We start from the raw sequence: 14,896 nt of genomic DNA, 5'->3' as shown, positions 1-14,896 counted from the left end.
TATGATCAAGTCTAACAAATTATCCATTGCCCCCATATTAATCGGAATTTTAGTTACTGTGTTTTCTAGTTGTAAAAACCAGAATGAAACAACTGAAAAGGTTGCTGCTCCGCAGGAAGCCACTCCTCCTGCTTCAACGCTGTTTAACCTTTTGGACGCAAAGCAAACAAACGTAAGCTTTAACAATGTAGTAACTGAAAACCCTTACGGTAATATTTTAACCTACCAATACTTCTATAATGGGGGTGGTGTTGCTGTTGGCGATTTAAACAATGATGGGCTGCAGGATATTTACTTCTCAGGAAATATGGTCGGCAATCGGCTGTACCTGAACAAAGGCAACATGGTTTTTGAGGATGTAACGCATCAGGCTGGCGTTGGTGGTAGAGCCAATTCCTGGAAAACAGGAGTTAGTATGGCCGATGTGAACGGAGACGGCCTGTTGGATATGTATGTGTGTTACTCGGGGCATTTACCTGGTTTTGCAAGGGTAAACCAACTCTTCATCAACATAGGAGCAGACACCACAGGCATGCCTAAGTTTGAAGAAATGGCTCAGCGCTTTGGCTTGGCTGATTCTGCGTATAGCGTGAGCTCTTCCTTTTTCGATTACGACCGTGACGGTGACTTAGATATGCTTTTGTTAAATCATAACCCTGCCTTGTTCACTAACATGGACGACATCAGCATCGCTCAAAATCTGAAAGTGACGGAGCCTAACATGCGGGTGAAGCTATTTAGAAACGACAAAGGTACTTTTATAGATGCATCTGATAAGGCAGGTTTTGCAAAATCAGGCTTTACCTATGCGTTAAGTGCAGGCGTAGCAGACGTAAATAACGATGGCTGGCAAGACATCTATGTCTCTAACGACTATTCGGCCCCAGACCATCTTTACATAAACAATGGTAACGGCACTTTCACAGATAAACTACAGCAAAGCATTGGGCACACCTCGCTTTACTCTATGGGTAACGAGGTGGTAGATATCAATAACGATGGCCTACAGGATATTTTTGTGCTAGATATGTTGCCTGAAGATAATAAGAGGCAGAAATTGTTGTTTTCTCCAGATAACTATGAGCGCTTTGAGCTTTTTAAACGTGTAGGTTTCTATAACCAGTACATGCGCAACATGCTGCATGTAAACAACGGCGACGGCACCTTTAGTGAAGTAGGCCAGTTGGCAGGCATGTCTAATACAGATTGGAGTTGGGCACCGTTGTTTGCAGATTTCGATAACGATGGCTGGAAAGATCTTTTTATTAGCAATGGCTTCCTGCGCGACTTTACTAACCTTGATTTTATAAAGTATAGAAGTTCAGTTTACCAAAGCGGCAGAATGAACGTCAATAGCCTGTTGCAGTTAGTGAACAAGATACCATCTTCGAATGTAAATAATTACATTTTTAAGAACGACGGACATCTTTCCTTTAGCAACCAAGGCGCAAATTGGGGCTTAAACCATGCTTCTAACAGCAATGGTGCCGCCTATGCTGATTTAGATAATGACGGTGACCTCGATTTGGTTATCAACAACATAAACAAAACAGCCTTCATTTACCAAAACCAGTCGAGCAAGCAGTTAGACCACCACTACCTGCAGCTTAAATTAGAAGGTGCTGGCATGAACACAAATGGTATAGGCGCGAAAGTAAATTTATATGCAGATGGTATGCAACAATACCAGGAGCAGATGCCATCGCGTGGTTATCAATCAAGTGTTTCGCCAGTGTTGCATTTTGGCTTGGGGAAGGCGAAAGTCGATTCGTTAAGTATCGTGTGGCAGAGTGGCAAGCAGGAAATCATTCGTGACATAGTGGCAAATCAAGTGCTTGCCTTGCAGGAAAAGAATGCAACGGTTACCTACAAACAACCAAAGACTGCGTCACCAGTCTATAGTGAAACAAAATCTCCGATCTCTTTCACGCATCAAAGAAGCACAGTAAACGATTTTAAAAGGCAACCTTTGCTAGTGAACCCACTATCTTTCGGTGGCCCATGCTTGGTTAAAGCTGATGTGAATGGCGACGGTCTGGAAGATGTTTTTGCAGGTGGCGCAGCAGGTCAGGCAGGTGCTTTGTACCTGCAGCAGCGCAATGGAAGCTTTGTAATGAAAGCCGTTGCTGTATTTGAAGAAGATAAGAAGAGCGATGATGCGAACGCGCTATTTTTTGATGCAAATAAAGATGGCAACCTGGACCTATATGTAAACAGTGGCGGCTATGGCAATTTTATGCCAGAAGATGCTTTGCTCCAGGATCGACTTTACCTAAACGACGGGAAAGGTAACTTCAGGAAAAGTGCAGATGCTTTGCCTAAAATGCTTACAAGTACCAGTTGTGCCAGTGCAGCCGATGTAGATGGTGATGGCTACTTCGATTTGTTTGTGGGGGGTAGGGTTATACCTGGCCGTTACCCTGAAACACCTCGCAGCTATGTGCTTTTAAATAATGGGAAAGGCCAGTTTACAGATGCTACTGCTCAATTAGCTCCTTCTCTAGTAGAATCAGGCATGGTAACAGATGCTGTATGGCACGACCTGAACGGCGATAACACGCCAGAGTTAGTGTTGGTAGGAGAGTGGATGCCTGTAACGGTTTATCAGAATAAGAATGGAAAATTGTCTGATGTCACAACATCGTATTTCACTACTACCTACAGCGGCTGGTGGAATAAGCTTCTTATTGAAGATTTTAATGGTGATGGTAAAGCCGATCTTGTGGTGGGTAACCAAGGTTTGAATGCGCAGATGAAAGCTTCGGATAATGAACCAGCCGAAATGCTTTACAAGGATTTTGACGGTAACGGCTCTGTTGATCCGATCTTGAGCTATTACATTAAGGGAGCGAGCTACCCAGCTGTTACCCGCGATGAACTGTTAGACCAGATAAGCATGATGCGTACCCGTTTCGCTGATTATGCGACATATGCCGATGCAAAGCTGCATAATATCTTTACACCGCAGGAGCTTGAAGGAGCCAAGCGTTTAACAGCTAATCATCTGAAAACAGCCTATTTTGAAAGCACACCTAATGGTAAAATCGTAGAAAAACAGTTGCCTATTGAAGTGCAGTATGCACCTGTGTATGCCCTCAATGCTATCGATTATAACCAAGATGGTAAAAAGGACCTGTTGCTGACTGGAAATATTAACCAAGCGCGTCTGCGATTTGGAAAGTATGATGCTAACTACGGGGTAGTTTTAGAAGGCGACGGCAAGGGAGGGTTTGCTTATGTGCCGCAACATAAATCAGGTTTACAACTGAAAGGTGATGTACGAAGTGTATTGAACATTAACAATACGTTGCTCTTTGGAATGAACCAGCAAGCTATCAAGGCTTATAAAATAGGTAAGCGATGAGAATACTAGTTTCTTTTATACTTATAGTTGCTAGTTTGGCTGCCTGTACAAAACCAGAAGCAGAGCTAAAATTTAGCAACGAGCACATAAGCCAGATAACCGCTCAAATGACGGAGGCCATGGTAAATGACGTTACCAATCCGCCGTTGGCAGCCCGCTTTTTTGCTTATGCTTGCCTGGCCGGGCATGAGGTAGTTTCGCAAAACGACAGCAGCTTTGCTACAATGCGTGGAGTGCTGAAGGCATATCCTAAAATAGAAAAGCCTGCGGATGTCTCTGGCCACTCTTACCAACTGAGTGCCTTGTTGGCTATGATGGAAACTGCCAAGAAAATGCAGCCATCTGGTGCTATGCTGGAGGAGTATGAGCTGCAGTTTCTCGACTCTTGTAGGCAAAGTGGTGTTTCAGAAGATATAATAGCAAGTTCTTTGAAGTATGCGCAGGAAGTAAGCCAGCATATTTTGGCTTATGCCAAAGCCGATAAGTATAACCAAATTAGTAACTACCCCAGGTATACGCCCGATGGTGAAAATGACTCCTGGTACCCAACACCGCCTGGTTTTTTTGCACCCGTTGAACCTTATTTTAACACCATTCGCCCTTTTACTCTGGATACCTGTGAGCAGTTTAAGCCGGTGGCTCCAGCCGCATTCTCAACAGATAAAGATTCTGAGTTCTTTAAGCTAATGACTGAATGTTACAAGCAGGGAATAAATTTGTCAAAAGATCATCAGGAGATAGCCATGTTCTGGGACTGTAATCCTTTTGCCTTGCAGGAGAGCGGCCACTTGATGGCAGGCATGAAAAAGATATCTCCAGGAGCACATTGGTTGGGAATAACGGGTATCGCCTGCAGAAAAGACAATGTAAGTTTTGAAAAGGCCATGCGTGTCAATACAGTGGTATCGGTGGCGTTGATGGATGGATTTATGGCTTGCTGGGACGAGAAGTTCAGAAGCAATCGTATTAGACCTGAAACGGCCATTCGTAAACACATTGACCCCAACTGGAAGCCTCTGTTACAAACGCCTCCTTTTCCTGAATATTTAAGCGGGCATTCTACTATTTCGGCTGCCGCTGCTGTTGTGCTTACGCATTATTTTGGTGATGATTTTGCCTACGAAGATACCGTTGAAATGCGCTATGGATTGCCTGCCCGTAAGTTTACCTCTTTTCACCAAGCCGCAGAAGAAGCAGCTATTTCACGTTTTTACGGTGGCATTCACTATAAAGATGCTATTGAAAATGGCCTGACGCAAGGGCTACAGGTAGGAAATTGGGTGCTGCAAAAGGTAGAGAAAGTTCCAACAAAAAAAGGTACTATTGCAGGTATGTAGTGAATGACTTTTCCACTATCATGAAGCCAGATCAGAAGCTATTCGGCTTCTGATCTGGCTTTTTTGGAAGGCTGATCTTTGAAAGCTGATTTTACTACACCTAACCTAGGTATGCCTAATCATGCCGCAAGTTTAGCGCCAGCATAACTTGTGGCGGTGCATGATGCAAGTCTGTGACTTGCGAATTTATACCCACGCAAATCATAGTCTTTCATCAAATAACACCACCAGTTACCACTTCGCTCAAACTGGCGGTATAGATAGCGTTACCGTTTCATTCATGCTGGCAAAATACCTAACAAAACTAGAGCTTCTGCATAAATTTAGCTCCCGTAACGATGGCACAACAACAGAGTATAAAGCTAAAGCAAACTCCCAGAGGGGCAGGGGTGGTTGGACCCCGAGGCAGAGGCTAAGATCCAAAATATCATCTTCAAAAATGGTGGTATCCAGATTCAAGTTACTTTATTGCTTGTTTGTGATCTTTCTGCCTAGAATAGGCAGAAAGATCACAGCTTCACTACTTACTTTATCCTTATAAAGCTTTTCTCGCCTATTCTTTTAATGTTTTAACATTATGGGTGTATGTCTGAAACATTTTATACTGTGTGCTTCAGAGTTTATCAGGTATATTTGGTTGAGCAATCACTTAAAATTATTGTGTTTTGCAGCTTTAGATTCTTTTTATGAATAGAACCTTTACCAAAGTAGTAGGAATAGCTTTTAGTATCCTATGCTTCTGTTTTGCTGCGTTGGCACAAACTATTGAGCCTTACCGTTGGAAGAACGTGCAGATGCATGGCGGTGGTTTTGTAACAGGAGTAGTATACAGCCAAACAGAAGAGAATTTAGTATATGCCCGTACCGATGTAGGCGGTGCCTATCGTTGGGATGCTGAAAAAAAGTTTTGGATTCCTCTCACAGATCATTTAGGCAGAAACGAGCAGGATTACACAGGTGTGCTGAGTCTTGCTACAGATCCATCAGACCCAGATAGAGTTTACCTGGCAACAGGACTATACACACAGGATTGGGCAGGCTATAGTGCCATCCTATCCTCCACAGACAAAGGCAACACCTGGACCAGAACTGATTTGTTAAATAAGGCAATTAAATTGGGCGGTAACGAAAACGGGCGCTCGGCAGGAGAAAGGCTGCGGGTAGATCCTAATCTTGGCAGCGTATTATATTTAGGAACCAGTACCAACGGTCTCTGGAAAAGCGCAGACTATGGAGCAACCTGGAACAAAGTGAACAATTTTCCAGTGGCTACATCGCCTATAGGTTCTGGCGGTATTTCCTTTGTGTTGTTCGATAAAACGAGTGGAACTGCGGATAGCGCAACACCAGTTATTTATGTAGGCGTGCTGCAAACAGGTAACAATCTTTTCAGAAGCACAGACGGAGGAAGCACTTGGCAGGCAGTACCAAACCAGCCAACAAACTACATGCCACACCAGGCAGCATTGGCAGCAGACAGAACCTTATACTTGACCTACGCCAACGGACCTGGTCCAAATGGAGTAACGGCTGGAGCAGTTTATAAACTCAATACAGGCACAAACCAATTTACAGCTATCAATCCGCCATCAGGACAGGGAGGGTACGCGGGATTAGCACTAGATCCGCAGAAGCCAAATACGCTCATGGTATCTACCTTGAACAGGTGGTGGCCTAGAGATGAAATCTTTAGAAGTACAGATGGAGGTGCCACTTGGAAACCTCTATTGGCAAATGCCACTTGGGACCATACCTTAGCTCCCTACGCTGCCAGTTCTACCCCATATTGGATAGGCGATGTGGACATTGACCCTTTCAACTCAGACAATGGTTGGTTTGTAACTGGATATGGCCTGTACAACAGCAATGATCTTACGGCTGCAGAGAGTAACAGCGCCGTGAAATGGTTCTTTCAGAACGATGGATTGGAGGAAACGGTGCCGCTTAAACTTATAAGCCCTTCTGAAGGCGCACCGTTGATAAGTGCTCTGGGTGATATTGATGGCTTCAAGCATGATGATCTGGACGCTTCGCCTGCTGCTGGTCGCTTGGCACCTACTTATGGTACTAACACCAGCATTGCTTTTGCAGAGAAATTGCCAAGCTACATGGTGCGCACCTATAATAATGCTGACGGGAAATATGGCTCTTACTCTGCTGACGGTGGCGATACCTGGACGGCATTTGCTAGTTTCCCAGCGGGCACAACCGGAGGAGGCCATGTGGCAGTATCGGCTGATGGGAAAACGATAGTGTGGGCACCCGCTGGTGTTTCGGGCTTGTTTTACTCTAAAAACAACGGGCAAAGTTGGACTGCTGCGACAGGTACATCCAAAAGAGATTTGAAGCCTGCTGCTGATCGGGTAAATGCCAACAAATTTTATGTGTTTGATGCAGAAGCAGGCACTGTACTCTCAAGTACAAACTCTGGCGCTGCATTTTCATCAATGGCTACAGGTTTACCAACAGTGTTTGAATGGCAGACTTGGGCCGCTGCTGTGTATGCTGCTTTAGATGTAGAGGGAGATGTTTGGCTTACGAACCCTGCCAGTAACGGAGGGCTTTATCGATCTACAGAATCAGGTAGAAATTTCAGGAAAATTAGCAGCGTACAAGAGGCGGTAAAAGTCGGCTTTGGTAAGGTGCCAGCGGGCAGAGCATACCCAGCTGTATACATAGCTGGAAAGGTAAATAACATAAATGGCTTTTTCCGCTCTGATGATGCTGGCTCAACCTGGATTAGGATAAATGACGATGCGCACCAGTTTGGCGGCGTGAACGACATAACAGGTGACCCACGGGTATACGGCAGAGTTTATGTGGCGACAGCAGGCAGAGGTATTGTATACGGCGACACCCGCAACGATTGTAATGGTGATTTAGACGGAACTGCATTTGTAGATGAGTGTAACGAATGTGTGGGTGGAAACACAGGAAGAACGGCTTGCGTGGTAAATGGAATGGAGGACGAACAGAAAATTTTAGTAACTTATGCACCGAATCCTTTTACCAGTTCTCTAAAATTAGGGTCTGATTTAGAACTGGAGTACAAAGTCTACAACATGCTTGGTGCCGAAATAGAAACTGGCGTATGCCGAGGTACCGCTACAGTTGGGGCTAAGCTCAAACCTGGAATTTATTTTTTGGTTGTTTCTGATAAGAAAAGAACCAACACCATAAAAATCGTGAAACTATAAAATTCATTTCTGTAATGAAGCAGCACCTGCTGGAAAAGTGTCTGGTGTTGTATAACCATTTTTATACATAATGATAAAAAACACACTTATTAGAACATGCTGCGGACTAGCGTTTTTAGGCATGGTATCCTGCTCACAATCTAGCCAACTTTCAAGCACGACAGCTACCGAGTTTTCCGATGCAATCCGTTTAAATCAGATCGGCTTTTACCCTAATGCGCCTAAAGTAGCCGTAGTAGTAGGGGAGAACGAAGGCGGTGAGTTTTACCTTAAAACTGCTGATAATTCTAAAACCGTCTATACAGGTACACTATCAGAAGTGAAGCCTGGCGAGTTTTCTCAGCGCCCGACTCGTGTTGCTGACTTTTCTGATTTCACACAAACAGGTCAGTTTGTTCTTGAAATTCCAGGTGTAGGTCATTCTTACCCATTCGAGGTAAAGCAGGATGTGCATGAAGAGGTGGCTAAAGCTGCTATCAAAGGATTTTATTTCCAGCGTGCGTCTACCGAATTGCCAGAGCAGTATGCAGGCAAGTGGAGCCGACCTGCTGGCCACTTGGATAACAATGTGCTTGTACATCCTTCTGCTGCTACAGCCCAGCGCCCTGCAGGCACCGTTATCGCTGGCCCCCGTGGCTGGTACGATGCAGGTGATTATAACAAGTACATCGTGAACAGCGGGATAACAATGGGTACCTTGCTATCAGCTTATGAAGATTTCCCAGAGCAGTTTAAGGAGCAGAACTTAAATATACCAGAAAGCAACAACCAGGTGCCCGACCTACTGGACGAAACACTGTGGAACCTGCGCTGGATGCTGACCATGCAGGACCCTACAGATGGTGGAGTGTACCATAAACTCACAAATCCTTCTTTTGAAGGTATGATTATGCCTGCCGATGCAAAAAAGCCGCGTTATGTAGTGCAGAAAGGCACGGGAGCCACGCTTGATTTTGCAGCCGTAATGGCACAGGCTAGCCGCGTGTACAGAAACTACAGCAGCGAATTTCCTGGCTTAGCGGACTCTTGCTTAACCGCCTCGAAAAAGGCTTGGGAGTGGGCTCAGAAAAACCCGAACGTGGAGTATGACCAAAATACCCTTAGCCAGCAGCATAAGCCAGAGGTTAGCACTGGAGCTTATGGCGATAAAGAGTTTAAAGATGAATTTATTTGGGCAGCTGCAGAACTATATGCAACTACCAAGCAAGACAGTTACTACACAGCCGTAAATATGCTACCTGATAACGACATGCCTTTGCCATCATGGGCGCAGGTGCGTTTGCTGGGCTACTATACCTTGGCTCGTTTCGGGGGTAATCTTACACCTGTAGCTCAAAAGGATCTTCCTGAAATAAAGAAGCGACTGGTGTCTTTTGCTGATAACCTGATGGATGGAGCAAACCAACGTTCTTACAGAACAGTGATGGGGAAAACAGAGAAAGATTATATATGGGGAAGTAGTTCGGTGGCAGCTAATCAAGGCATAGCTCTTGTGAATGCCTACAAATTAACAGGCGATAAAAAGTATTTACACGCAGCCTTAACAAATATAGACTACCTGCTGGGCCGCAATGCGACAGGTTACTCTTTTGTAACAGGCTACGGAGAAAAATCGACAATGCATCCACACCACAGGCCATCTGTTGCTGATGGCGTTGATGAACCTGTACCTGGCTTGCTTTCTGGCGGCACAAACGCAAGTGCTGCCCGTCAGGATAATTGCGGCACTTACCAATCAACTTTTGCTGACGAAGTGTACTCAGATGACGATTGCTCTTACGCTTCCAATGAAATAGCCATCAATTGGAATGCACCGTTAGTGTACTTAATAAATGCCATTGAGGCCCTGGAGGATAAGGTAGCCTTGTAGGTAGTTAATTTTAAGGAGTGGGAGAGAGGCAGGGATATTAGTATCTTTGCCTCTCTTTCGTTTTGGCACAGTCATTCTTAGTTTAACAAACACAGCCGATTTGAGGTAAACAGTTTATCAGACTTCTAAAAGGTATTTATCATAATAATTGCACTAAAAGAAACACTATGAACTATAGAAAATTAGGAAAAACAGGATTTAATATTTCGGAAGTCTCACTAGGTACCTGGCAGGTAGGAGGCCGTTGGGGAGATCCTTTTAATGAGGAAAATGCGGAGCGTATTATTAATAAAGCGATAGACCAAGGTGTTAATTTTATTGATACCGCCGATGTTTATAGCGATGGCGAAAGCGAAGCTGCCGTGGCTAAAGTTGTAAAGAGCAGAAGCGAGGAGATTTTTCTGGCCACGAAATGTGGCAGACAAATACAACCCCACACCGCAGAAGGCTATACACCTGAAAAGCTGATCGGCTATGTAGAGGCCAGTCTTAAAAACATGAAGTTGGAGACTTTAGATCTGATTCAACTGCATTGTCCTCCAACAGAGGTATATAACCATCCAGAAATTTTCGAGGCTTTTGACCGGCTGAAAGAGCAAGGCAAAATCAGAAATCTAGGTGTGAGCGTGGAACTGGTGGATGAGGCGCTGATGGCGATGAAGTACTCCAATGTGACGACGGTGCAGATTATCTTCAACATGTTCCGCTTAAAGCCTAGTGAAAAGTTTTTTGCTGCTGCCAAAAAAAACGATTGCGGCATTATTGTGCGCGTGCCATTAGCCAGCGGCTTGTTAACGGGTAAAATGAGTAAAGAAACTCAGTTTGGTGTAGACGACCATCGTCACTTTAACCGAAACGGTGAAGCCTTCGATAAAGGAGAAACTTTCTCAGGCGTTGACTTCAACCTTGGTTTGGAAGCTGTGGAGGAACTGAAGAAACTGTTCCCTGGGCAGGAGCCATTGGCAGCATGGGCACTGCGTTGGGTCTTAATGTTCCCAGAGGTGAGTACTGTTATTCCAGGTGCCTCAAGACCAGACCAAGTTGATTCTAACATAAAGGCTTCTGAACTGCCTGCCTTGTCTGTGGAACAAATGCAGGGCGTGCAGCAGGTTTATGAGAAATATATTAAGCCTTCTGTGCATCAGTTGTGGTAAGCTAAGAGGCAGTACAATATAAACTATATAAGCAAAAGCGCTTCAGGTGCGACGAACCATGTTCGCGCACCTGAAGCGCTTTTGCTTTTGCCTGCTGCCGCGAGCGTCCCTGCTCGTGTCTACATCTTAAGGACTTTGGACTGGAGAAACGATAACATTAATATCGGCCAGAGGCTATAAAATAATCATACGAGAGGGTACGTTATACATCAATTTCCGAAGTAAATCCAGTCCAGGTTCATCAGAGACTGGTCTTTTGCCTGTTGATTTCGGAACACAAAGTACAGATCCTGCATGCCAGCCCCACCAGTTATGTTGGTGCTGACAGTTCGCCAGGAGTTGCCATCTTCTGAGGGAGTAACTGTAGCCGAACCTACTACTTTGCCTGTTGGGGAGCCTGAACGAATTTCAATAGTGCCGCCTCTGCCTGCTGCCAAGTTAAATGTTAGCTGTTCTATTCCTGACAAGTCGATATTTTGGAAAGCGATGTAAGAACCATCTTTGATGCTGGTAACAAACGTAGGGCCTTCGCCATGTGGGCTTTGTTGAGCCACGTTTCTAAAAGTATCGATGTCTTCGGCCTGTACTTTGGGGTGGCGCAGTATGAGTGTCTGGCGGCCAGTTAAAGGGCCAGTCACTTCATCTCCTTTATCGGTGTAGCTTGCCGAAACAATATAAGAACCCGTCTCACTTCCGCCAACATGATTGGTCAAGGTATAAGAACCTGTAAGCGGCAAGCCTGCTTTGGCTCCAACTGCTAAAGACAGGATATATTTCACCATTTCGGCTGTTTCCGCTTCTGTATGCTGCGGATGCGCTGCCATCATGGTTTGTCCCCAGTTGCCATTGCCGCCTTTAATAATTTTTTTAGACAGAAAAGGTGTAGCGTTTTTATCGTTTTTGTAGCGCTCTGCCACTGCTATATAACTTGGGCCTATAGATTTTTTATCCATAGCGTGGCAGGATTTACAGTCGCTGTTAGCGATAAGGCTTTTGCCTTTCAGGTGTGCTACCGATACACCCTCCGCTGACTGGCTGTTTGACTGTAGCAGGGCAAGGTCTTTTCCTTCGGAAAGATAATCAATGGCAAACCTTACTTGTGCTGGCGCTATGCCGCTGTTTAAGTTGCCATCTTCCTTATCTTGCACCTTCACCTTATAGGTCAAGATTCTGTTATCGGAGTAAAAGGTCTTGTTACCAGCCAGTTCGATAGCTACTTGTGGTACCTCATTACCTACTTTTATCTCCAGTTCTGTTGTGGCTTTATCGCCTTCCTTGTCTGTAACTGTAAGCTTTGGGCGGTAAACACCTGGTTTAGTGTAAGTGAAAGTAGGGGTTGCTTCTGAAGATTCTTCTCCTGCACCAGATTCCCATTTATACTGCAGCTCGTCTTCTTTATCATAATCGAAAGATTCTTTGGCTGAAAGTTGTACTTTAAAAGGAGCGGCTCCTACTGTTTTTGTAGCACTGGCTATGGCTACAGGCTGTCGGTTACCTTCTGCATATTCAATGCGAATGAGCTCTGCATCAGGATTACGTGAAAAATAGTTTGCGCCATACTGCAGTACATACATGGCACCGTCTGGTCCAAACTTAACGTCGATTGGGTGCGAGAATTGCTGAGAAGCCAAGAAAGGCTCTATTTTCTGCAAGTTACCTTCTTCATCAAACGAGAGTACTTTTATCCAGTCGCGGGCCCACTCATAAATGAACATTTTATTGTTGTAGTACTTCGGGAACCTGTAGCGCGTTTTGTGGTAATCGTTCAGGTAGTAGAAAGGTCCAGCCATAGAAGAGCGGGAGCCAGTACCAAGCATCGGAAACTCCTCAGAAGCCTCGTATGGGTACCAAATCATGGCTTTACGGGCAGGGGGCAGCACCTTAGAGCCGTAATTATTAGGTGAATCGTTCAAAGGCCTGTTCGGATCGAAGCGAGGGCCAATTTCGTTGGTGGCGAAGTTAAAGTCTGCGTAGGCTTTGTTATCGCCTACAAAATAGGGCCATCCATAGTTGCCTGGTGTTCTGGCTTGGTTCCACTCGTCCTGGCTTTTCGGGCCGCGGGCATTTGCCTCGCCACCGTCAGGGCCCACATCGCCCCAGTATAAAAAGCCGCGTTTGTCTACGGTGATGCGGTACGGGTTTCGGGCACCCATCACATATATTTCAGGTCTGCCTTGCGAGCCATCTTTCGGGAAGAGGTTGCCAGGAGGTATGGTGTAAGTGCCATCAGGCTCTACTTGTATGCGCAGTATTTTACCGCGCAGGTCGTGTGTGTTGCCCGACGACTTCTGGGCATCGAAGGGGCCACGTTCTGGTCGTTCATCTATCGGCGTAAAACCATCCGATTCTTTAGAGCTGGTGTTGTCGCCTGTTGATAGGTATAGGAAGCCATCGGGGCCAAAGTAAACGTTTCCAGCAGAATGGCAGCAGGTTTCGCGCTGCACTGGCACCTGCAATACCACTTTCTCTGAACGCATGATCAGGCTATCGCCTAGCAATCTGAACCTTGAAAGATTTTGTACAGGATTATTGCCCACAGGGGAGTAGTAGAGGTAGATGTAGCCATTTTTGTGGAAGCTCGGGTCTAACTCCAGGCCAAGCAGTCCATCTTCGTAGTTACCTTCAGTATGTACGTCCAGTGTGGCAATTACTTTGGTGGCGCGATTCTGAGGGTCATATAACTTCACATTTCCTAATCGCTCTATAAACAGCACCCGCCCATCGTTTAGCACCTCCATCTCTATTGGCTCATGCAGGTAAGAATCCAGCTTTACTTGCAGGAATCTGTTATCTTCAGGCACCTGTTCGGTACGGACTTTCTTGTAGTTAAGCGCGTGTCCTTCCAGCGCATATTTCACACCACCCATCAGGTGTGCCATAAATGCTTTGTTCTGATAGCTTTCTGTTGTGCCACCAGCAGAGGTGTAAAACATGCGTCCGCCGTCGTACTCCCGCATCCAAGACACAGGCTGCTTTTGCTCATTTGTTGCCATTACTTCTATGTTGCTGGCATGGGCTTCAAAAGGAATTATAACATCTGTTTGTGACCAAGTATCGGTCACGTTGCCGTTAATAATGGTCTGAAGTTTCTGCTGTATAGGCGTACGTTCTTTGCTTGCTTCTTTTGCAGGTTTGGCCCCAAGCATTTGGTTGTACCAAGGCCACTGGTATTGCGACGAAGCCGCTGCATGCACACCTACAAAGCCACCGCCTGCCTGCACATAACGTTCAAATTCATTCTGCTGTCGGGTGTCCAGTACATCTTGTGAGGTGTTCAGAAACACGATAGCTCCGTATTGCTTCAGCGAGTCTTCTGTAAAGTAGTTAGCATTGCTGGTGGTGTCGAACTTAATGCTACTTTCTTTGGCGTAAGTTGCGAGTGCTTTCACACCTTCAGCTGTTGTTTGTTCATCCGATCCGTTGCCAGTGAAAATAAGGATGCGGTTTTCTTTGTTGCCAGAGCAGTTAGAGAATAAAACAAGTAGCAATAATGAGAAAAAATAAATGATTTTGTTAGAGCGTAGTAGGGGTGTCATTTATCAGAAGTTGCTTAAAGAAAAAGGGCTAATTGATATGCTGTTTAAAGTGAAATCAATTTAAGGAAGATTGCAGAGGAAAGCTAATACAAAACGCTTTTAGCTCCGTTCTGAAATCGGTTTTTTATCTCACAACATCTCCTCTTTTTGCCATGCCTTAGTGGGAGGGCTACTGCTATTTGTGTTCATCTATAAACTGGAGTTTTGTTTGACAGCTCAAATGTACAGCAGCAAGTAGAAATTGGTTAAGCCTCAAGCTTTGGAGAAGGAACACTACAAAACTTGGTGCCTCAAAGCTTTTTATAAGTCTATGGCATTCATTTGATTAATGTTCCCTCATTGTAAAACTATGCTCACGCTACTATTTAGTGTCTAAACGTTAAATAAAAGTTAAAGTGATTAAAGGCTTAGTTATAAAATGCATGTTTTTCATTATTA

At 45.0% G+C, this 14,896-nt stretch carries 6 protein-coding genes; 5 read left to right on the top strand and 1 reads right to left on the bottom strand.

Annotated elements, in window-relative coordinates; all coding sequences use genetic code 11:
- Position 1: 1 nt before the first annotated feature.
- From LN893_RS09010 to LN893_RS08990, 5 genes are all read left to right on the top strand, one after another.
- Positions 2–3,364: a VCBS repeat-containing protein gene (locus tag LN893_RS09010; protein WP_229969484.1), complete on the top strand. Its 3,363-nt coding sequence runs from the start codon at positions 2–4 to the stop codon at positions 3,362–3,364.
- Complete coding sequence (locus tag LN893_RS09005; RefSeq protein ID WP_229969483.1) at positions 3,361–4,701, top strand: vanadium-dependent haloperoxidase; 1,341 nt, start codon at positions 3,361–3,363, stop codon at positions 4,699–4,701. Before LN893_RS09010 ends, LN893_RS09005 begins: the two co-directional genes overlap by 4 nt.
- A gap of 686 nt (positions 4,702–5,387) precedes the next feature.
- The gene (locus tag LN893_RS09000; RefSeq protein WP_229969482.1) at positions 5,388–7,898 is read left to right on the top strand and encodes a T9SS type A sorting domain-containing protein; all 2,511 of its coding nucleotides are present in this window, start codon (positions 5,388–5,390) and stop codon (positions 7,896–7,898) included.
- 121 nt (positions 7,899–8,019) lie between these two features.
- Complete coding sequence (locus LN893_RS08995; protein ID WP_229969518.1) at positions 8,020–9,768, top strand: glycoside hydrolase family 9 protein; 1,749 nt, start codon at positions 8,020–8,022, stop codon at positions 9,766–9,768.
- A 167-nt stretch (positions 9,769–9,935) separates the two neighbouring features.
- On the top strand, positions 9,936–10,922 hold the full coding sequence (locus LN893_RS08990) for an aldo/keto reductase (RefSeq protein WP_229969481.1): 987 nt from the start codon (positions 9,936–9,938) through the stop codon (positions 10,920–10,922).
- A gap of 209 nt (positions 10,923–11,131) precedes the next feature.
- Here LN893_RS08990 and LN893_RS08985 read toward each other — a convergent pair whose 3' ends face one another.
- Positions 11,132–14,458 carry a ThuA domain-containing protein gene (locus tag LN893_RS08985; protein WP_229969480.1) on the bottom strand — a complete coding sequence of 1,109 codons (3,327 nt, stop codon included), beginning with the start codon at positions 14,456–14,458 and terminating at the stop codon, positions 11,132–11,134.
- Between the last annotated feature and the right edge of the window lie 438 nt (positions 14,459–14,896).

This window comes from Pontibacter harenae, assembly GCF_020907245.1.
In the GTDB taxonomy this organism is placed as follows: domain Bacteria; phylum Bacteroidota; class Bacteroidia; order Cytophagales; family Hymenobacteraceae; genus Pontibacter; species Pontibacter harenae.
Note: the sequence above shows the minus strand (reverse complement) of the source record. Positions and strands in the feature narration are given on the sequence as shown.

Bases quoted from the DNA above. Each gene is read 5' to 3' on its own strand.
- LN893_RS09010 (WP_229969484.1), top strand. From the start codon at position 2: ATGATCAAGTCTAACAAATTATCCATTGCCCCCATATTAATCGGAATT.
- LN893_RS09005 (WP_229969483.1), top strand. From the start codon at position 3,361: ATGAGAATACTAGTTTCTTTTATACTTATAGTTGCTAGTTTGGCTGCC.
- LN893_RS09000 (WP_229969482.1), top strand. From the start codon at position 5,388: ATGAATAGAACCTTTACCAAAGTAGTAGGAATAGCTTTTAGTATCCTA.
- LN893_RS08995 (WP_229969518.1), top strand. From the start codon at position 8,020: ATGGTATCCTGCTCACAATCTAGCCAACTTTCAAGCACGACAGCTACC.
- LN893_RS08990 (WP_229969481.1), top strand. From the start codon at position 9,936: ATGAACTATAGAAAATTAGGAAAAACAGGATTTAATATTTCGGAAGTC.
- LN893_RS08985 (WP_229969480.1), bottom strand. From the start codon at position 14,458: ATGACACCCCTACTACGCTCTAACAAAATCATTTATTTTTTCTCATTA.